The following is a 20101-nucleotide window of genomic DNA, read 5'->3' as shown; positions in this document are numbered from 1 at the left end:
GCTCTCGCGAAGCAAACAGGGAGACCAGCCTTTGTTATTCAGCCAGCAGGTTATTCTTATATTTATTCTGGGAGTAAAAATATGGCGGGCCGAGAACGACGAAACGGAGAACTATGTCTACGCTATTCCCCTCCATAGCCCTCCAAAATAGGCTAGGTACGAGATAGTGACATTCCCTGGTTAGCGGCCAATTTCTGCTATACGGCTCGTTCCTAACGGCCATGACACTTCTTGTATTTTACACCGCTGCCGCACGGACACGGGTCATTCCGCCCCGGCTTTTTGGCCTTCGCAGGAGGGATGACATGCTTCGGCTGATTGAGATTCACCGCGCGCGCGGGTTGGGCCATTCGCACAGCGTCCTCGTAAATGTGGGCGTTTTCTTCCGTTCGCTCTGTCGGTACGTGGACTGCGAAAGACTGCGCCCGATGGTAAGTCCCGTCGGCGCTAACCTTTGCGACGACGCCGATGACATTAGAAGCCTTGACGGCCAACGCAGCTGCACTGGCCTTGTCATTCACCCTGCTCCAGTCAATTTGGTGGTCGTGTTGTTGAAGCCAAACGAAGAGCGGCTCACCGTCCCCGGCCAAAATAAAGTAGCGAGCGGGATGCTGGTTCAGGGTTTGACGGAGGTCAGATAGCATCTTGGCCAGATTACTCCGGCCTTCCTCTCCAAAGTCACGGATATGGCTCCCCGCCGAAAGCCACCCACGTGCTCGGGTAGCATCGAGCGCCCCAAGCAGCTTCAGCACCTCCTCCGGGAAGTCCTGCGTCGGAAACGGTCCGCTTTCCCAGTCTTCACCCTCGAAGCAACTGTCGACAATGTCGCTCATGCCGTCCCATATAAGCATGTTCACCTTGCCGCCCTTCAGCTGCTCAGCAATGTCCTGATCGAAACGGTTCTTCTTCAGGTACGCGCCCAGGTGGTCGAACTCGTCAAAGAGATGAGCCCGGCGCATCCCTGCCACGGCCTGCCGCACCTCCATGTAGTGGACGAACTCGCCGGGTGTGGGCAGAAGACGCTTGAGCACAAATAGGTCGTCAATGGACAGCGAAACGAAGGCATGCCTTCCAAGTAGCGGCTCAACCTGCGGCAGCTCCTTGCAGTATGTGGAAAAGGGCGAGAACGACTCGACTGTCAGCCCGATCGGCACCATCACGCGGTAGTTGGAGCGGCGGACACGGCCGCACTCTTCGTATTTGCCGTCCGCCAAGTGGTAGAGCGGCACTTCATTCGCCGAATTCAGATAATTGAAGAAGCGCTCACACTGCTTGTAGGCTTTGAGTACCAAGTCCTGCACGGACTGGGCGTGGCGGCCGAAATCAAGCGCTGGCGATGCGATAGTCGCAGCCGCGCCCGCCTTGGCTTCAACCAGGAACAGCACGTCATCGACCAGGATGAGGGTGTCGTTTTCGGACCACTGCTTGCTGGCAGGGTCTTTATAATAGATCTCCTGAAAAACCGTGGCGCCGGGAAGCTGGGCGGCCAGAATGTCGGCGAAGGCAGCTTCGCTCATCTTCTTCTGCCGATCCTCAAAAGTTTTCTTGTAGTCCGGCTTTCGCTGCAGGAGGTTGTAGAGAAGCGCACGATACCCGGCGTCGCGGGTGAAACACGGGTCGACGGCGTAGTAGTCCGATCCAAGCTGGATTAGGGGCTTCTTCCGGGCAGGCAGTGTCCGGTAGGGTGTCCCCGAAAAATCGCCCGCTGCGAAGAACTCGGTTTCTTCTCCGCGCCGGTACGCCAAGTCCGCCAACAGTGTCGAGGGCAGCGTCGTGTGACGGCTCACGTTGGCGATGCCACCCCGAAACATGTCATCCATCGCCCGCGCGGCGGCTTTCGACTGTTCCGCATTGGCCGTAACCCATGCCTCCATGGCGTCTTCCAGACGTTTGTCCTGTGCCGCAGCGAAGGCCTGTGCTGCCTCAAACTGCTTCATCATCTCCATGATAGCGTTGGCATGCCCGGAACGGGTCGCGTCGGCCATGGCCTGGAAGCCTTCCGCGATATCGGCGGCACCGACACCGTAAACTTCTTTCAAGACCTCATTGTGAGGCGCCAAAACGTAGCTGTAGAACTCGCCTTCCAAGACTTGGTAGCGATTCCCACGTAGCATGACCCAGGTCGATTTCGCGCGGAATTCAATGTCGGCCGTGTCGGGGCCAAAGACGCCTTCCTTGGTATCGGCGGACGTGGCCATGGCGAAAAACATGGCCTGCTCTCGCAGTTTGCGGCCAAGTTCAAACAGCTCGGCGCATCGGGCTTCGTCGAATATCACGTCCGCAGGGGCAGCATCTGACGCGAGCACCGCGTGTACATACTCCAGCAGGAACTGGTTGTCGTTGATCAGGTCATCTGGGCCGTCCGCTTCGTGTTGCTCCTCGGCAGCGCTTTGGTCTGCCATCGCTTTCATCATGTGCTGGGCGTAGATGTAACCAAGCAGATCATGTGGGGGCATCGCGACGATGAGCTCGCGCATCCGAGCTGCTGTGGCCTCCATGTCTTTCAACAAGGAAACAGCGGTCTCCTTTCGCTTTTGCTCAGAAACGGCTGTCATCTTGTCGCCTTCAGCCTTCACACCAGATATCCTCGCCGTGATCGGCAAGGATAACCGTTGCTGTCTTTGTGGGCGTTAAGAGCGGTAGAGTTAGTAGTGCGTTTAAACCGCTTTTGGCAGTATGGGCATTCGACTGTGTAGGTCTGTGCAAACGGGTTTCGTCGCGCCCGGGTCTGGACGGCAGCCGGACGGCCGAATACGGGCACCCGCCCACTCCCCGCGAACGGCTTCCCGAAATACCCTTTCTGTGCAGCCTCCCCAGCTCTTGACAGCTCGATCTCAAAGCGCGGCTCAAACTGCTCTTCGCCGAGCGAGAGGTTTTGAATTTTGTGGTGGAAGAACGTCTTGATGCCAGGTGGCGACGAACGCCCGCCGGTGCGATCCCAAGCATAGAAATATTCGGATGCGTGCCCGTCTTGGCGTCTTTTATACGCAAGCGAGTAGGGTTCGATAACTCGCTGGTGCCCATCATAGGTGATATTCATAAGGCGACGACTGGCGCCCGCCTCAAGGATCAGATTGCGGAATTCTGCCGGATAAAACGGATCCGGTTCGAATCCCCTCGGCTGCACGTCTCCGAATATTAGGTCAATCGCTGACCGGAACCCTTCTGCCACGCGATCGAAATCAAAACGGCTCTCGACAGGGCAGACGATGTACTTGTTCCAGACACCTTGGAAAAAGGCCATGGGTAGCCCAAGCAGGATTTGCTTGGCAGAGCCGGGGCTGCGCTCAAAAATGGTTTTTCGCAGGAATGTGCTCAGCACCAAACTTCGGTCCACCTCAATCGATCGCTCGAAAAACGCTGCATAGACGAGATCATAAAGGTCGAACGAGTGCCGACGCTGCAAGAGGCACTTCAACTTGTTGGCCAGCAACTCTTCCAGGGCCATACACTGCACGTTCACTTGGCACTGCGCCGCATCAGAATAGGGATGAATGAGCGGTCGCTGGACAACAGGCAGTAACAGCCGATCAAACTCCGTCACATCCAGCTTCACGCTGATGGTGAGATTGCTGTCCTGACCATAGAAATCTTTGAAGTAGACCTTGCCCTTGAATGCCTGCCGCTGCGTATCGATCATGCGGTCGGCTTCGAACGTGTTCTTGTTCGTCTCGAACACGACGCCACAAGCATCCTGCGCGCTCAGGCATGCCTCGTTTACAGCCGTCCTGAAGCGCTCCGCATCGATCGCCGAGGTGACACTGAAATCGAGATCAGAAGAGAAGCGGGTTGCCGGATAGTACGCCTTACGCATGCAGTTGCCGCCTTTGAAGACGAGGACATGTCCCAGCCATGGATGCTCGAAGAAGGCTTTCAGCAACCAACCAAAAACGTAGTCCCGCTCGACATTGGGCACATGCACATCGAGGTGCTTGCTTTGAGCCTCAATTTCTTCCCGCTCGATCATAGAGCCAGCCTATACGATGCCGCTGTTGCAATTATATATCTTATTCAACCTGATCATCTACCGAAGTGCCAAGCTTTGTTATTAACTTTTCTTTATTAGACTTCACCCATTTAAGGAAAAGGTGGCAGGTCGGTCCCGAGAAGATCGGTTTGAGCGTGGCGAGCCAGTTTTCATATTCGTCCTTCGGTAAGCAAACTGCACCAGATATGAATGCAGGCTGCTCGAAGGGCGGAATCTGTCCGACAGCGGCTTTGTGCATGCGAAAGAAATGCTTGTTGTTCGTCCTACTCCGGATGATGTGAAGCTGCCTCTTGTCCAGCAGCGACGACAGGTTTTCGATCTTTTTGAACTGTACACCTGAGATCGGCACGGTGCCGCGCACGAATAATTCAAGCATCCAGGTCCGGATGACTTGGATACTGGAGGCCGGGGGCTCCAAGATCGCCAGAATAACGCTGTCTGCGAGGTCGTTGAAGCAGCCAGGCGATTCTTCCTCCAGCGCCTGCATCAAGAGGCTCACCTCCTTGGCGAACACCACCAACTCCGAAAAGTTCGAAATGATGTATTCGATGGAATCGGGGGGCTTTGCGATCTTGAGGGCGCGGAAAATCACCTTGATCCGGCCAACATCATAGTCCTCCTTGCCGATTTCCTCCTGAAGAAATCCAAGCAAATTAAGTGTTTTGAGGGCCTCTACATCCTCAGGGTCTGGCGACTCCTCAAAATAGATGTCCGCAGTTAAGGTTTCGAGAGCCTCTCCCTCGGCTTCCTCCGATATATCACTGGTCAGCCCTTTGAGCGTTTCCAAATAGGCCGTCCGCGACATGACTCTCGTCTTTGCAGCATTGAGCGATAAGCCCTCATTTATGCTGAGCTGCTGGGCAAGAAAGCTCAGGACGTCGTACGGATTATCGCCGGCGTTCAGAAAGATGCGGAAATCGTCGACAAATCGCGTGGCTATAATGCCGTGGTCTATGAGTGCCTTGTCAGTGTCGGAAAGCGCCAGCTCAGCCAGCAGTCTCGCCGCAGTGCCGCCAACCGGCAATCCAAACGACTGCTTCGCCCGGATGACCTTGATCACCTTCTTGACGTATCTTGCCGCGCCGTTCGCGGGGGCGGCCTCGTCGAGTAGATTTTCCAAGCGGTGAAAATTTATGCGGGCATAGAAGTCCGAGATGTCCGTCAGCACCACCTGCTTTATCTTGAGACTGCCCTGAATGCGGTTCTGCTGCGCATGGAGCCAATCCTTAAATGTACGGTTCGGCAGGAAAAGTGACCCCTCGGTCGTGCTGTCGAAACGATACGAAAACGCTTCAAGACCTTTCGGATCAGGTCGCCTAGCTTCGATCAGAGAGCCGATCTCTATGACCGCAGCAAGAAGCAGGACCGTGTCCACAGCACTCAACTGATGAGTAATCCTGAAGCCGAAACGGCTCTTCGGCGCAAGAGCCTCGAACGCGCCACCTGGGTTATAGGAATCAAGGTCAAGTTCCTTGAGTTCAGTCACGATGGCTGCACTCTCGTCCCGAAAGAACGCAAGCTCCGGCAAATGGGGAAACACATCGGTGTCACCGTATTTGCAAAGATGCTTGATTGATTTCTCAAGTGCTGAAACGGAGAGTTTGAACGCCAAGACTGCCTACCTTTTGTTTTAATAGTGCTGGTATGACCGATGATTCTGACAAGTATAACGGCTTTCCGCTTTCCACCGTTGCCATCCGTATGTGGCAAGCATCTAGACATGCATTTAGCTTAGAACGGAATTTGGTCGTCGACTTCGTTCGCCTGCTCCGCAGGCTCCGGCTCGTCTTGAGGCACTGGCGCAGCAAGCAACGGCTGGACCGGATGTGCCGCGCGGAAAGCATCGAGGAAGGGTTGGCGGTCATTCAAGCGCACAAGGACCGGATTCTCGCAGGACGAGGCCTTGCCGAAAATCACGGCATGCCGCGCCTCAAGACTGGGAAGCACACCGGCATAGTCCCTGCCGATATAGTTGGACAGGAACTCCTTTCCTGTGTCGTCGAACGTCCTCATGGCGAAGATCGTATTGCATTGATTGAGGATCGTCTTCGTCACGTTTGCCGTACGCTGCGTGATGAGCAGGCAACCCAGGCCGTATTTGCGTCCTTGCAGGATCGCCCGCGCGCTGCGCGCCGTCGCCGCCTTGTCGCCTTCGGCGACCACGGAATTCCATTCGGGGACGAGGGAGTGCGCTTCTTCATAGACGAGGCAGACCCGCGCCCGGTCGATCATGCCGAGTTCCTGACACACCGTAAGGGCCGCATCCGATACGATCGCTGTGATTTCTGTGGGGGTAAGCGTCGCCATGTTTGCGTTGCCTTGGAACAGGCCGCCTGCCTGCCGTGTAACCTCAAACTGGGCAGGATTGAGGACACGCAGCCGCCGTTGTTCGGCCGGATTAACGAAAGCGCGTAACTGTTCCGTGACCCGTGCCCGAAACGCCAAATGGCTTCCGCCCTGTTCCTGGTTCTGGTTCGGAGCACCGCCTTGTCCTGCGGCCACCAATTCCTGGTAACGCTCTGCTTCGTGGACAGGATCGATGAATTCCGACAGCAGCTCGGTATACTGATTGGTCAGGTCGAGGCAGATCACCTTGATCCCGTCGGCAATCATTCGCTCGACCAGCTCGATCGATAGGTAGCTTTTGCCGATACCAAGAATGCCGAGGATCGCGGTGTTATGCGTCACCGCGTCCGAGATATTCAGGCCAACGCCGAAACTCGTACTTGGGAAATGTCCGAGCGCGCCGGGAGAGACGGCATGCTCGTCGGAATCGAGCAAGAAGACGGGCGCATTGATCCGGGGCAGCCATTTCACCGGCACGAATTTTCCGGCATCCGCGTCCCACCGGCCGATTTTCCGGGCCTTGGCCCGTGCATAGCCGTAGGTGTTTTTCTGCTGGACAATGTCTTCGCGCGTCAGTCCGTCGATGATCTGGAAAATGACATGATGGTCGCCAATGCGGGCTTCCACCAGCCGCCCCTCCGCAAGGTCTCTGTCTTCCGTCACTTCGAAGAGCACGTAGTCGAGATTGGTGTCGCTGACGACGACGCCGCACAGACGGTTGATCCATTGGATCGCGGGCACGTCGGCCAGTTCTTCCGGCGTGGCGGACAGGGCAAGCGCGATACCCGTGCCCCTTGCCTCCGGCAGCTTGCTGATACGGCTCTTGAGGCCTTCTGGCAGCCGCACGGTGAGCACACGAAGCAGGTTTCCTTCGTCACGCCCAACATAGTTCAGGGCGACGCCCAGCATCCACGGCCCGTTATCGTCGGCGACCACCATTGGCGTGCCGCACGGCACGCTGTTATCGCCGAGCTGCCGCACCAACACGATTCCGGGCGACTGATAGGCGGCTATCGCGCCGATAACCTGATCGGCCCGGACCACGCCCCATTGTTCTCTGGCCCAATCGACGAAGCTTAGGACCGACTCCACGGGCCGCAAGACGACGATCACAGCCCAGGCGCTGAGGATGGCTACGACTTCATCCGCGCGCGTCCGGTGAAAGAGCCAGACGCACAGCAGGATGACGATCGTGAAGATAACGACCGGGCTTCCCAGCCCGCGAACCGCCTTGTCCGCGAGCCGGACGAGCGGGCGGGTCTCCGCGCCGACCGGGGGCCTGATGAGCAGTACCAGAACGGACACGACACATATGACGGCGCACAGTGCAATGACGCTCCACAACAGCGCGGCATCGGGGCTGCCCGGCGCAACGACGAGCGACGCCGCTATCAGCGCCGCGAGCGCCATGAATGCGTTCGTGGCCGCATCCGCCGGAGGCGTGAAATGCGGATTGAGCAGTCGGCTGCCGAACAGAAGACTGGCGAAGCCACTATACAGCCAGATGGCATTCTCGTTAGGCGTAAGGCCTGTCGATACCACCCAATATTGGACTGCGATAAGCAAAGCGGCGTAGATTATTAGGCTGGCGACCCTATGCCGCGTCTGCCGTCTTGCTGCTTCCACGACCACCCCCCGTGTATGTTGCCCAAGAGGAAGCTGGAAGATAGCCCCCGTCGAGTCGATCACCTAGATTTCGCGCTATTGAGAGCCAAGTCCAGATAATTGAGACAATAGAAGCGTAGTTGGAAAGCCGACCGCCAGCCCTTTCACCGTCTACTTCGAAGCCGAGAGTTCCCGGTCCTGAAAGGGCGTAGTTTCGGACGAAGTTGAAGCGAGCGATTCCCAAAATCTCTGAAAGCGAACAGTCGGTAAACGGCCGATGTGAGGATTGTGCTGCAGAGATAGTTCTAGACAGCTTAGGGCTCCGCCCTCGGCGCACTTCGCGAAGCTTCCGCCCAGCTTCCTGCGCGCGTTCCGCGCTTCGTGCAGCCGGTTCCCCGCGAAGCCTCCCTCCGTTTGCACACCCGGTCTCGGCGACAGCCAGAAGGTCAGGCGCGGCGCTTCGCTACGCTGACCTTCAAACCCGAGGATTAGAACATGACCGGCAACGCCAAGGCTCCCCGCAAAGTGATTTTCAATGCCGATTGTATCAATGTCATGCAGGCGTTCGATGCCGCATCGGTTGATTTCATTCTGACCGACCCGCCCTATGTGACCCGCTACCGGGCGAGAGATGGCCGCACCGTCGCTAATGACGATAACGGCCGTTGGCTTCGCCCCGCCTTCCGGCAGATGCACCGCGTTTTGAAGGATGGCGGCTTTTGCGTCAGCTTCTACGGCTGGAATAGGGTTGATTTGTTCATGGACGCCTGGCGCGCGGCAGGCTTCCGCATCGTCGGGCATCTTGTGTTCCGTAAGTGCTATGCGTCATCGACCCGCTTCCTTCGCTATGAGCACGAGCAAGCCTATTTGCTGGCGAAAGGCAATCCCGCCCGGCCCGCCCGTCCCATCCCCGATGTTCTGGATTTTCCCTATACCGGGAACCGGCTGCATCCGACGCAGAAGCCGATTGAGGCGCTGGCCCCGTTGATCGAGGCTTTCACGCAGCCGGGCGACCTTGTGCTGGACCCGTTTTGCGGCAGCGGCTCGACACTGGTGGCCGCTCACCAGCTCGGGCGGGACTGGACCGGCATTGAACTGGACAACGGCCACTATCGCACCGCCAGCAAGCGGCTTGCCGGGCAGCCGCAGCATCGGGCGGCCGCATAGTGCCGCCCCATGGAATCCCGCTCCATTGTCGCCGACCGGAACGCCGGTCGGCGGGTGCACTTTCCAATGGTTCGCGCGCTCGCCGGGCTTCGCCCGGCTCGCGTAGTCGAAGAGGTAATGTTACCAAGAAAATCACGAATAATGATCGGCTTACGCGATCAATATATCGGACTATAGCGACTTCAAACACTGTCGTGTGCTGCCGAACCTCTCTGGTCGGGCGCGGTTATACGCGCTGGGTAAGGGGAGGCAACGTTATGCTGGACATCGACTGGCGTTCACCGGCGGCCTACAAACCCGCCAAGAGCATTTCCGCTGGCGGTTTCGCATGGGAATATCTCCGTCGACACGACGAGTATCATCGGGCCTATCAGATCATAACGCGCGGCGAAGAACCCGGTTCGCGTAGCCTGGAGGCATTCTCCAAGCGCTGGGGGTTGCGATTTCCCCTGCGACCCGGAAACACCGCCTGACAGTCAATCCCAGTTCTGGATTCCGAGCCTTCAGCCACGCGCCGTTCGCCTGGCGCCCGTTGAACATAGGGTTGGCGAGACCGAACCAATCGTTGCGCTGGCGCATCTCGACAATCTCGATCTGCGACAGGCCGAAGATGGCTGGCACGGCCTCTGGCGCATCGATGGCACTACACATCAATTCTGGCTTCCAGATGCAATGCCCGATGCAGCGGCATTCTACGCCTTCAGCTTACCCTCAGATCGCTTCTTCGAATTGCGTGCCCATGCTGCCCGCCGCTTCTGGCGCTCTCTCAATCACCGCGCACCCGGACGCGATTTTCGCACCATGCCGGCGCAGTTGCGCCAGTTTCACATCCTGTCTCTGCGTGCACTTGACGCCAAGCTACGCGACGAAAGCTACCGCACCATCGCCGAAGTTCTGCTCGGCTTTCAGGGGACGAAGGAGGATTGGGAGAGCGATCCTCGCAAGAACAAGGCCCGCCGTCTTGTCGCGCATGGTCTGAAGATGATGAAGGGCGGCTATCGGCTCTTGCTGCACTATCCGATCAAGCCGCGTAAAGGCTGACCGGAATCGGAATTTTAACGGCCTTCCGCCACCGCCTGTTCCAGTATGCGCCTGTAGCCTTCTCGGGATAGCCATTGCGCGCGAGCGAGATGGCTTTGCCAGCAACGATACGTCAGCTCTTTTTCCGTGATCGGATCGCGATGTAGAACAATGCGCGCGACCTCGGCCCAGTCCGCTCCTTCCGCCTTGGCGTCGAGAAGGCGCAGGTAGGTGACGTAGTGCCGTTCGTCGTAAGGCGTGATGCCGTCCCCCGTCGGTGCTTCGTCATCCACATCGGGATCGAGTTGGACGAGAATCGGCATGGTTGGTCCCCAATCATGGCGGGTTTGCTTGCGGTACGCCCCCGCAAACGACTCTCGCTGACCTGGTGATCGGGGAGTTCGAAACCGTGTTAGCCGGCCCCGTGGCCTTTAGGCGGGTTGCCCTGGACATACGCCAAGGGCTCCCCGACCATAAGGTCAAGGAGTATGGTGCCGTTGCGGCCGACACCGACCGCTAACAGGGGTTTCGACGCCCCAGAGCAGCGCGTCTGCTCCATCGTCGTTCTTAACCGACCCGCGCGGGAATGTCTTCGCCAATTCGATGCGCATGGCAAGAAGTGGCGGGGAAACCTTGACGATTCGGCCGCAAGTTTAGCCGGTTCACGCCGATTTCCGGCGCCATCCGAAAGTCGCTGACAGCCGCCTCGTTTCCCTTCGCCAATGCAGATTGAGGCTCCGCTGGAAAGGGGTGCCGCCAGCGTATGGCCACAAATGCGGCACGCTACGCGCCGCCGATCCCTCGCCATGGTTCGCCATAGCCCGCTGTCGCCACCGACAGCCGAAATCACGACGAACGGAGGTGATCCATGGCCAATCCACTGGCGGGCCTGCCGCCACGACTTTTGCGCACGAAGGAAGCCGCGCGCTTCCTCGGCATTTCCATCCGCACCCTTGAGAAGCATCGTACCTACGGGACCGGGCCGGTCTATCGGAAGATCGGCGGCCGCGTCCTTTATGCGGTCGAGGATTTGCAAGCCTGGACCGCAATCGGCGCGCGCAAATCCACCCGCGACGAGACCGCCGGTCGCGTGTTTCCCGCCCGTCCGCTGACCCCCGATGAGCGGAACGAACAATGAGTCGGCGCGTGCATCGCGGCGCGCATGAACCCGCGCCATTCACCACATTGGTCGAGCTGACCTTCGAGAAACGCAAGGTCGAGCACTGGATACGTTTTGGCCGCAAGAGCTACGAGCAGATCATCGACCGTCGCCGGAGTGTCGTCGGCTTCGCACCGAACAGCATCTTCGCCTTTGTGCGATGGGCGACCGGAGAACATGGCACGGTCGTTTCGCGCATTGACATCGTGCGGGCCATCGGTAGGGGCGAGCCGTACCAAACGTTGCCGTTCGTCCGCCCCGGCGGTGAAATCCTGTTGCGCCTCGATGGCTGGCCCAAGGTGCAGCGCGCGCTTGCCGCCATCGACGCCGTGGAATCGCTCGGCCTCGATCCGGCCGACGCCTCACCGGACCACTGGCGGCATGTCCACAACCGCCTGACCGCCAATCTGGAGCCGCACGCCTACACGCCCGAGCGACATGCCGCGTGGCTTCACCGCCGAAGGATCGCGCCATGACACGCCGCCGCACCCTCGCAGTGACGGCGTTCGCCGTCATCGGCATCGCCGCAAGCGTGGTCGATTGGCCCGCGAAACTCATCTGGAACGCCACGGCCAGCACGCCGGTCGGCTTCTACACGGTCGAGCCGGCCGACGCGCTGGACGTGCCCGAGCTGGTCGCCGTCATGCCGCCCGAACCGCTCGCCGCCTTCATGGTCGAGCGCGGCTATATTGCGCGAGGCGTCCCGCTCTTGAAGCGCGTGCTCGGCCTGCCGGGACAGCGGGTTTGCCGCACTGGCCGCACGATCACCGTGAACGGGATCGAAATGGGCGAGGCCCTGGAGCGCGACCGCCTCGGCCGTGATCTGCCCATCTGGCAGGGCTGCCGCGTCATCGGCGACGGCCAGCTTTTCCTCATGAATTGGGAAGTCCGCGACAGCCTCGACGGCCGTTACTTCGGACCCGTCCCCGCAGATTCCGTCATCGGCCGAGCGGTCCCGCTCTGGACCGATGAGGAAGGCGTCGGCCGCTACAAGTGGCGTGCTCCGACGCACTGAAACCACCCCCGAAAGCCACACGCAGGAGATACCCCATGGCACATATCGGAACCTTCACCCGCATCGAAACCGGCTATGCCGGAGAGCTTCATTCGTTCGGCCTCCACGAAAAATTGTTCATCGTCCCGGCCAAGCCAAGCGACGTGAAAAACGCGCCCGACTATCGCGTGCGCCTCGATAGCGAGGACGGGCCGGACGCCGGCCCGGCATGGAAGGACGCCAGCGAGAACGCTGGCGAGTTCGTGTCGATGCGATTGGAGGGACCGATCTTCCCGTTCCCGATCCGCGCCAAACTGTTCCAGTCCAACGACGATCCTTCGGTCTGGACGCTGCATTGGAAGCACCCCCGGAAGATCGAGGATGAGCAATGACGGCCGCGCGCGTCCGGCCCGCCATCCGGTCAAAGATCGGCATCCCTTTGTTCGCGGAAAAGCCGTCTCATCCCTTCGTCCCGCTCGGCGACCAGACGGCCGGCGCGCGCAGCGAAGGTCAAGGGCGGCCATGGGCCGGCGCTTGCGCCTTGCCCTTGACCGCAGCGAGCACGCTGGCAAGCTGGCGGCGAAGCGGAGACAGGCCGGCATGGCATTATGCCGTCCTGTTGCTGGCGGGGGCGCTTTCCTTCTTCATCGGATCGGGCGTCGCCGTCGCGCAATCCGCGCCGGTCGAGCGCCCGGCCGCCGCCCATCCTTATGCGGCGCACATCGCCGAGGCGTCGCAGCGGTTCGGCATCCCCGAGCACTGGATTCGCGCCGTGCTGCGCGCCGAAAGCGCGGGCGATGTGCGCGCAATTTCGTCGGCTGGGGCGATGGGATTGATGCAGGTGATGCCCGACACATGGGCGGACCTGCGCGTCCGCAATGGCCTCGGGCGCGATCCCTACGACCCGCGCGACAACATCCTCGCAGGCACGGCCTATCTGCGCGAGATGTTCGACCGCTACGGCAATGTCGGCGCGATGCTGGCGGCCTACAATGCCGGCCCCGGCCGCTACGACGAGCACCGCGCGACGGACCGCCCGCTTCCCGCCGAGACACGCGCCTATGTCGCCGCGCTCGCCCCGATCCTTGGCGGGGCGGTTCCATTGGATGCGCCGTTGCAACCACCGCCACCGCCGCCAGATTGGCGCGAGGCGCCGCTGTTTGTCATGCGTCCGGGCGAAACGCGGGCTGGCGCCGCGCCGCCGTCCGAGGCGCAATCCAGCGACGGTCGCGCTGCTGTTCCGGCGCGCGACCCCGCCCGTGCGGAGCCGCAGGACGGCAGCATTTTCGTGGCGAGCGCCAGCGACGGAGGAACGCCATGAGGGCGGCGTTCCCGCGCTCGGCGGCGCTGGTTTCGGCATCTGGTCGGGCAGGTTTGCGCCCGGTAGGATTCCCGGCAGGAGGGGCAGAAAAGGCAGAAAGGGCGGAGGGCAAGATTAAAGAAGACGGCACCATATCGGGCCGCTTCTGGAAATTGTTGTTGTCTGCACACTGGTTAGGTGGCCGGTTCCGGCACCATGGTTTTGAGGGGCCGCGTGCCGCGATTTCGCGCAAAGCCTTGGCTTTGCAGGGTTTCGAGCGGCACCATAGGCCCATATCGGCCTGTTTTCGGCGGTTTTGGCTGGAGTCGCGCCCTCGAGCGCCGACGACGAAAACCGCTTCCGGCCGAAGCCCGGCCGCATCCGATCCGACACGCCGAAGGCCGGGAGACCCAAGAGCTTTTTCACGCAGGTCAGGAAGATCACCCGCCAGCATCAGGCGGCAGCCTCCCGCGATCCTTCCATGCCGTCAGCCGCCCGCCCGTCATCGCCGGGCCGTTCCCGCGCCATGGTCGCCAGCGGCAAGGGCGTGAAGCGCGGCCGGGGCGCGAGCTTCGTGCGCGCCCGCAATATCTCCGGCCACTGGCATCACCGCCAGCCGGGCAGCCGCCGCGTGATCGTCAAGCAGCGCAGCGTCCGGGCCGCATAGAAGGGCGGCCGTGCCCGCGCGCATCTGCGCTATGTCCAGCGCGACGGCACGTCACGCGACGGCGAACGGGGCCGACTCTATTCGGCGACCGAGGACCGCGCCGATGCCGACGACTTCCTTGATCGCGGCAAGGACGACCGCCACCAGTTCAGGTTCATCGTCTCGCCCGAGGACGGCGCGGAGCTGTCGGACCTCACGGCCTACACCCGCGATTTCATGAAACAGGTGGAAGCGGACCTCGGCACGAAACTCGATTGGGTTGCCGTCAACCACTACAACACCGGCCATCCCCATGTGCATGTCATTGTCAACGGCCGCGACGACACGGGCGGGGATCTAGTCATCAATGGCGACTACCTTTCCGCCGGCCTGCGCGAGCACGCCAGCGAGCTTGCCAGTCTGGAACTCGGCCCCGTCACCGAGATTGAGCAGACCCGCAAGCTGTCGGCCGAAATCGACCAAGACCGTTTCACCCGGATCGACCGCGCCATGGCCGAAGAAGCCGATGCCCGTTTCCTCGACCTGCGCCATGAACAGGCAGAGCCGAAGCGGCAGTTCGAGCGCACCCTACGCCTGCGCAGGCTCGGCAAGCTGGAGAAGATGGGACTGGCTACCGAGCACGCACCCGGCGTTTGGGAATTGAGCAAGGACATGGAACCGGCCCTGCGCGAGCTTGGAGAGCGGGGCGACATTATCCGCATCATGCAGAAGGCGCTCGGCCCGCAGGGCGGTGAGCGCGATCCCATAAGCTTCCACATCCATGACGGAGCGCCGGAGACGCCCATTGTCGGCCGCGTGGTGGACAAGCACCTGTCCGACGAGCTGGGGGAGAATCTGACAATCGTGGTGGACGGGATCGACGGCCGCACGCACCACATCGCCAGCATCGCGCCCGAGCGGCTGGAGGATGCCCGCATCGGCAGCGTCATCCAGATCGGCCCGGCCGAGGCGACGGCCCGGCCGTCCGACCGCACCATCACCGCCATCGCAGAGGACGGCATCTATCGGCCGAGCCGCCATCTGGAGCAGGCCAAGTTTGAGGGCCGAGTTCCGGGTGGCGACTATGAGGGCTATGTCGATGCTCATGTGCGTCGGTTGGAGGCGCTACGCAGGGCCGGGATCGTCGAGCGGATCGACACCGATCAATGGCGCATCCCCGACGATCTGGTCAGCCGCGCCGCTGCCTACGATGCCGGCCGCGACCGGCAGGCCAGCGTTCGCGTCCTTTCTCCCGTCGATCTGCAAAGGCAAATCGGTTCGGATGGCGCGACTTGGCTTGACCGGCGGCTGATCCATGGCGAGACGGCCGACCTTGCCCCGACCGGCTTCGGCCAGCAGGTACGCGAGGCAATGGACCAGCGCCGCGAGCATCATATCGAACAGGGCGACGCCGCCCGAGCAAGGAACGGCCGCATCTTCTACCGGCGCAGTCTTCTCGCCACCCTGCGCGAGCGCGAGGTTGCCCGTGTCGGCGCGGAGATGGCCGAGAGCAAGGGACTGCCGTTCCGCGCAGCCACGGACGGCGAGAACGTCAGCGGCAAGTTCACCGGCACGGTGCAGCTATCGAGCGGCAAGTTCGCCGTGGTCGAGCAGTCCCATGAGTTCACGCTTGTTCCATGGCGGCCGGTCATCGACCGTCAGATCGGCCGCGAGGTCATGGGTGTCGTGCAGGGCGGATCGGTATCGTGGCAGTTGGGGCGGCAAAGAGGGTTGAGCTTATAGAGACCCAACAACTTGCCCCACCCACGATCCTTTGATCGCCCAAATCTGATCAAAAAAGACAATATTGACGCCTGCTGACCCGGGGAATATTCTTCTTCCATGGTTGAAAAGGATACCCACATTGTCGCCCGGTTGGCCGGCATCCCAGTAGGCGGGATGCCGGGAAATCGGCCGCAATAAACGATCTTAGCGGACGGTACCTTGGCCTCGCCCTCGTGGACGAGGCTTTCCGCATGAGCATTGTGCCTCGTCCATCGTCATAGATGGAGTTTATCATGGCACAGAATATCTACGACAATCCCCAATTCTTTGCCGGCTACAGCCAGTTGCCTCGCCAAGTGCAAGGCCTGGACGGCGCACCCGAATGGCCGACCATCCGAGCAATGTTGCCAGACGTGGCGGGGAAGCGCGTTCTTGATCTTGGATGCGGCTTCGGATGGGCTTCCCGATGGATGCGCGAGCAAGGTGCAGCCTCGGTCCTGAGCCTTGATCTTTCCGAGAACATGATCCGCCGGGCAAAAGCGGATACTGCCGATCCGAAAATCGAGTACCGCATTGCGGATTTGGAGAACCTCGAATTACCGCCAGATGCTTTCGATCTCGCCTACAGCGCCCTGACGTTCCACTACATCAGAGATTTTCAGCGTCTGGTACAAACGCTTCACCAATCCTTGGCGCCAAGCGGAAGACTGGTCTTCACTATCGAGCATCCGATCTTCATGGCCGCGACGCATCCACATTGGATCACCGATGAGGATGGACGCAATACATGGCCAGTCAACCGTTACTCCGATGAAGGCGAACGCCGCACTGATTGGTTTGCGAAAGGTGTATTGAAGTATCACAGGAAGATCAGCACCACGCTGAACGCGCTGATCGGGACAGGCTTCGCTGTTCGTGCCGTTGAGGAGTTCGCACCATCGGCAGAGCAGATCAGAGCCAACCCGGAACTGAAGGATGAAATTGAGAGGCCGATGATGCTTCTCATATCCGCAGCGCGTTAACCCGCCTGCTTTCGCGCAGTGCGCGGGCGATGAGAAGGCGCATCAATGCCAGCAGCAGGGGCCGAGCATTGCTCGGTTCCCGAATACCCATGGCCTCTTTAATCCAAGCTGTGGCGGTTGCAGAGCACTTGAATTTCCGCCACGCCGCCAATGCGCTCGGCGTGGCGCAATCCAGCGTCAGCGCCCGCGTGAAGGCGCTGGAGGAAGACCTTGGCATCCTTCTGTTCGAGCGTCACGCACGCGGCGTCCGGCTGACGGAAGCCGGTCGGCATTTCATCGAGCGGGTCACGGTCGGCGTCGAACATCTCGACCATGCCGTCAGGACCGCCGGCATGGTGGCGCGGGGAGAACATGGCCGGCTGCGTGTCGGTATCCATGCCCTCATTCCTGGCAGCTTCCTCGCCACCCTGATCGAACGCTACCGGGAGCAACATCCGGGTATCGATGTGGAGATTGCCGAAGGCACCGCCCGCGAGAGCGTTAAGCGCCTTCGCGCCAACATGCTGGACCTGACATTCGTGGCGGGCTCGCCAGAGTTTCCCGACTGTCATGCACGACCGATATGGCGCGAACGGCTTCTGGCCGCGCTGCCCGCGCCCCATCCGCTTCGCGACGAGGCAGGCGTGACTTGGGCCGATCTGGCGAGCGACACTTTCATAGTGAGGCAGGGCGGCACCGGGCCGCAGATTTATGACCACATCGTCATGCGCCTTGCTGGCACCTCGCCGGAGCTGTCGATTCTGCGCTTTGATGTGGAGCGCGTCACGCTGCTGTCGATGGTCGCGCAAGGCTATGGCGTCACCATTGCCGGCGAGGCGACGACGCTCCTACACGCGCCCGGCGTAACCTTCCTGCCAATCCTCGACGAACCCGAGCCTCTGGCGTTTTCTGCGATCTGGTCCCCGCACAACCGCAGTCCGGCTCTCCGAAGCCTTCTCGACATTGCAGGCAAGATGAGTCGGTCAGGCCCTTCCATCTGACTCCTTCGGCATTTGACCCGGCCTCGTGATCCCGGTGCAACCCATCCTATTCGCCGCCGATAGTATCCGGCAGCCCTCCCGCATCCTCTTACCTGTTGCCTGTCTCGATTTTGCCTACTCTCTGATCGGCTTCGTCCCTTTTGCAGACTGGAGCCTGGATGCGCGGAGGCCGAATCCTTTGGGGTCAGATTTTTGTCGTCTTCACCATCGTTCTGGTGATGACGTGGGCAGCGACGCAATGGGTTGCCTTCCGCCTTGGCTTCCAGCCGCAGCTTGGCAATCCGTGGTTCGAGCTGGCTGGCTTGCCGGTCTATTATCCGCCGGCCTTCTTCTGGTGGTGGTTTTCGTTCGACGCCTACGCGCCTGCGATCTTCATGGAGGGTGCGGCAATTGCCACGTCTGGCGGCTTCATCGCCATCGCCGCCGCCATCTTCATGTCGATCATCAGGGCACGAGAGGCGCGCAATGTCGCCACCTATGGTTCGGCGCGATGGGCCGAAGACAAGGAAATCCGCGCAGCCGGATTGCTCGGCCTCGATGGCGTGGTGCTAGGCCGACATACGCAAGACTATCTGCGTCATGACGGCCCGGAGCATGTCCTTTGCTTCGCACCGACCCGCAGCGGCAAGGGCGTCGGCCTTGTCGTGCCGACGCTGCTGACATGGCCGGGAAGCTGCATCGTCCATGACATCAAGGGCGAGAATTGGACGCTGACCGCCGGATTTCGTTCCCGGCACGGCCGCGTCCTGCTGTTCGATCCGACCAACGCGAAGTCCTCGGCCTATAACCCGCTGCTGGAGGTGCGGCAGGGCGAATGGGAAGTCCGTGACGTGCAGAACATCGCGGATATTCTGGTCGATCCCGAAGGCAGCCTCGACAAAAGGAATCATTGGGAGAAGACCAGCCATTCCCTTCTAGTCGGCGCGATCCTGCATGTCCTCTATGCCGAGAAAGACAAGACGCTGGCGGGCGTCGCCAACTTCCTGTCCGACCCGCGCCGCCCGGTCGAGGCGACCTTGCGCGCGATGATGGACACGCCGCATCTCGGCGAGGCGGGCGTTCATCCCGTCATCGCGTCATCGGCCCGCGAGCTGCTGAACAAGTCCGAGAACGAGCGGTCGGGCGTGTTGAGCACCGCCATGTCGTTCCTCGGCCTCTACCGCGATCTTGTGGTGGCGCGCGTGACGGCACGTTGCGACTGGCGCATTGCCGATCTGGTCGGCAGCCGCCAGCCGGTCACGCTCTATCTTGTCGTGCCGCCGTCCGACATAAACCGCACCAAGCCGCTCATCCGCCTGATCCTCAACCAGATCGGCAGGCGGTTGACGGAAGAATTGACCAGCTCCGGCAAGCGCCATCGCCTGCTGCTCATGTTGGACGAGTTTCCCGCGCTCGGCAGATTGGATTTTTTCGAGTCCGCCTTGGCCTTCATGGCGGGCTACGGCCTCAAAGGCTTCCTGATTGCGCAGAGCCTTAACCAGATCGAGCGCGCCTATGGGCCGAACAACGCGATCCTCGACAACTGCCACGTCCGCGTCAGCTTCGCCACCAACGACGAGCGCACGGCAAAACGGGTGTCGGACGCGCTCGGCACCGCTACCGAGCTGCGCGATTCCACCAACTATGCCGGGCACAGACTGGCCCCGTGGCTCGGGAATTTGATGGTTTCGCGGCAGGAGACGGCCCGGCCGCTGCTGACGCCGGGCGAGATCATGCAGCTTCCGCCCACCGACGAAATCGTCATGGTCGCCGGCACGCCCCCGATCCGCGCCACCAAGGCCCGCTATTTCGAGGATACACGGTTTCAGGAACGCATCCTGACCCCGCCCGATCTGGTCGCCGCTCCGCTGGCGCCCGGCCCATCGTCCGATGACTGGTCCGGCCGTGTGGTCGCGGCGGAAAGCCGTTCCGCGCCGGCCGTCGCAGACGGGGCCGAGGGCGATCCGGCCAATGCCGGAATCCGCCGCGAGCCGGAACTACCCGAGCATGAGGAAGTCGTCCCGCCGCCACCATCGCCCGAACAGGAGTTCGAGTTTCTAGACGACGAGCCGGACGTTGACGCGGCCAAGGCCCGCGCCATGCGCCAGCGCATGAGGATGGTCGCGCGGCAGGTGGCATTGAATCCCGATGACGGAATCGACCTTTGAGG

Annotated in this window: 18 protein-coding genes and 1 pseudogene; 13 read left to right on the top strand and 6 right to left on the bottom strand. The window is 60.9% G+C overall.

Features of this window, described 5'->3' with window-relative positions:
• Window positions 1-212: 212 nt before the first annotated feature.
• From KW403_RS19455 to KW403_RS10170, 4 genes are all read right to left on the bottom strand, one after another.
• Window positions 213-2576, bottom strand: coding sequence for a YecA family protein (locus KW403_RS19455; protein WP_281425584.1), 2364 nt, complete (start codon window positions 2574-2576; stop codon window positions 213-215).
• Window positions 2573-3967: a nucleotidyl transferase AbiEii/AbiGii toxin family protein gene (locus KW403_RS10180; protein ID WP_223019383.1), complete on the bottom strand. Its 1395-nt coding sequence runs from the start codon at window positions 3965-3967 to the stop codon at window positions 2573-2575. Before KW403_RS10180 ends, KW403_RS19455 begins: the two co-directional genes overlap by 4 nt.
• Before the next feature lie 40 nt (window positions 3968-4007).
• On the bottom strand, window positions 4008-5600 hold the full coding sequence (locus KW403_RS10175) for a reverse transcriptase domain-containing protein (protein ID WP_223019382.1): 1593 nt from the start codon (window positions 5598-5600) through the stop codon (window positions 4008-4010).
• Window positions 5601-5719: 119 nt separating this feature from the next.
• Window positions 5720-7960, bottom strand: coding sequence for an ATP-binding protein (locus KW403_RS10170; protein WP_223019381.1), 2241 nt, complete (start codon window positions 7958-7960; stop codon window positions 5720-5722).
• A gap of 474 nt (window positions 7961-8434) precedes the next feature.
• Between KW403_RS10170 and KW403_RS10165 the strand changes: the two genes are divergently transcribed.
• From KW403_RS10165 to KW403_RS10155, 3 genes are all read left to right on the top strand, one after another.
• The gene (locus KW403_RS10165; RefSeq protein WP_223019380.1) at window positions 8435-9106 is read left to right on the top strand and encodes a DNA methyltransferase; all 672 of its coding nucleotides are present in this window, start codon (window positions 8435-8437) and stop codon (window positions 9104-9106) included.
• A 257-nt stretch (window positions 9107-9363) separates the two neighbouring features.
• Entirely contained in the window at window positions 9364-9579 is a 216-nt protein-coding gene (locus KW403_RS10160) for a transcriptional regulator domain-containing protein (protein ID WP_223019379.1), read from the top strand.
• Window positions 9580-9778: 199 nt separating this feature from the next.
• Window positions 9779-10147, top strand: coding sequence for a DUF2285 domain-containing protein (locus KW403_RS10155; protein ID WP_425518204.1), 369 nt, complete (start codon window positions 9779-9781; stop codon window positions 10145-10147).
• 14 nt (window positions 10148-10161) lie between these two features.
• Here KW403_RS10155 and KW403_RS10150 read toward each other — a convergent pair whose 3' ends face one another.
• Complete coding sequence (locus KW403_RS10150; RefSeq protein WP_223019378.1) at window positions 10162-10449, bottom strand: DNA -binding domain-containing protein; 288 nt, start codon at window positions 10447-10449, stop codon at window positions 10162-10164.
• 545 nt (window positions 10450-10994) lie between these two features.
• Here KW403_RS10150 and KW403_RS10145 point away from each other — a divergent pair.
• The 5 genes from KW403_RS10145 to KW403_RS10125 are packed head-to-tail and all read left to right on the top strand — an operon-like array spanning window position 10995 to window position 13600.
• Window positions 10995-11264, top strand: a complete 270-nt coding sequence (locus tag KW403_RS10145; protein WP_223019377.1) for a helix-turn-helix transcriptional regulator — start codon at window positions 10995-10997, stop codon at window positions 11262-11264.
• Complete coding sequence (locus KW403_RS10140) at window positions 11261-11761, top strand: DUF2840 domain-containing protein (protein ID WP_223019376.1); 501 nt, start codon at window positions 11261-11263, stop codon at window positions 11759-11761. Before KW403_RS10145 ends, KW403_RS10140 begins: the two co-directional genes overlap by 4 nt.
• Window positions 11758-12300 (top strand): S26 family signal peptidase, encoded by a 543-nt coding sequence (locus tag KW403_RS10135; protein ID WP_223019375.1) that lies wholly within the window; start codon window positions 11758-11760, stop codon window positions 12298-12300. Before KW403_RS10140 ends, KW403_RS10135 begins: the two co-directional genes overlap by 4 nt.
• 35 nt (window positions 12301-12335) lie before the next feature.
• Window positions 12336-12671: a DUF736 domain-containing protein gene (locus tag KW403_RS10130; protein ID WP_223019374.1), complete on the top strand. Its 336-nt coding sequence runs from the start codon at window positions 12336-12338 to the stop codon at window positions 12669-12671.
• The gene (locus KW403_RS10125; RefSeq protein ID WP_223019373.1) at window positions 12668-13600 is read left to right on the top strand and encodes a lytic transglycosylase domain-containing protein; all 933 of its coding nucleotides are present in this window, start codon (window positions 12668-12670) and stop codon (window positions 13598-13600) included. Before KW403_RS10130 ends, KW403_RS10125 begins: the two co-directional genes overlap by 4 nt.
• A gap of 481 nt (window positions 13601-14081) precedes the next feature.
• Here the strand turns inward: KW403_RS10125 and KW403_RS10120 are convergent, their stop codons facing one another.
• The gene (locus tag KW403_RS10120; RefSeq protein WP_223019372.1) at window positions 14082-14270 is read right to left on the bottom strand and encodes a hypothetical protein; all 189 of its coding nucleotides are present in this window, start codon (window positions 14268-14270) and stop codon (window positions 14082-14084) included.
• Between KW403_RS10120 and KW403_RS19495 the strand changes: the two are divergent.
• The 5 genes and pseudogenes from KW403_RS19495 to KW403_RS10100 all read left to right on the top strand — a co-directional run.
• A pseudogene (locus KW403_RS19495) lies at window positions 14271-14564 on the top strand (relaxase/mobilization nuclease domain-containing protein); the annotation flags it as partial.
• Window positions 14565-14735: 171 nt separating this feature from the next.
• Window positions 14736-15968 carry a DUF3363 domain-containing protein gene (locus tag KW403_RS10115; RefSeq protein ID WP_378596497.1) on the top strand — a complete coding sequence of 411 codons (1233 nt, stop codon included), beginning with the start codon at window positions 14736-14738 and terminating at the stop codon, window positions 15966-15968.
• A 275-nt stretch (window positions 15969-16243) separates the two neighbouring features.
• Window positions 16244-16972 (top strand): class I SAM-dependent methyltransferase, encoded by a 729-nt coding sequence (locus KW403_RS10110; protein WP_223019371.1) that lies wholly within the window; start codon window positions 16244-16246, stop codon window positions 16970-16972.
• A gap of 128 nt (window positions 16973-17100) precedes the next feature.
• Complete coding sequence (locus KW403_RS10105; protein ID WP_343224030.1) at window positions 17101-17952, top strand: LysR family transcriptional regulator; 852 nt, start codon at window positions 17101-17103, stop codon at window positions 17950-17952.
• Window positions 17953-18110: 158 nt separating this feature from the next.
• On the top strand, window positions 18111-20099 hold the full coding sequence (locus KW403_RS10100) for a conjugal transfer protein TraG (RefSeq protein ID WP_223019369.1): 1989 nt from the start codon (window positions 18111-18113) through the stop codon (window positions 20097-20099).
• Window positions 20100-20101: the final 2 nt, after the last annotated feature.

The organism is Nitratireductor kimnyeongensis (assembly GCF_019891395.1).
Lineage (GTDB): Bacteria > Pseudomonadota > Alphaproteobacteria > Rhizobiales > Rhizobiaceae > Nitratireductor > Nitratireductor kimnyeongensis.
This window is presented reverse-complemented; position numbering and strand designations above follow the sequence as displayed.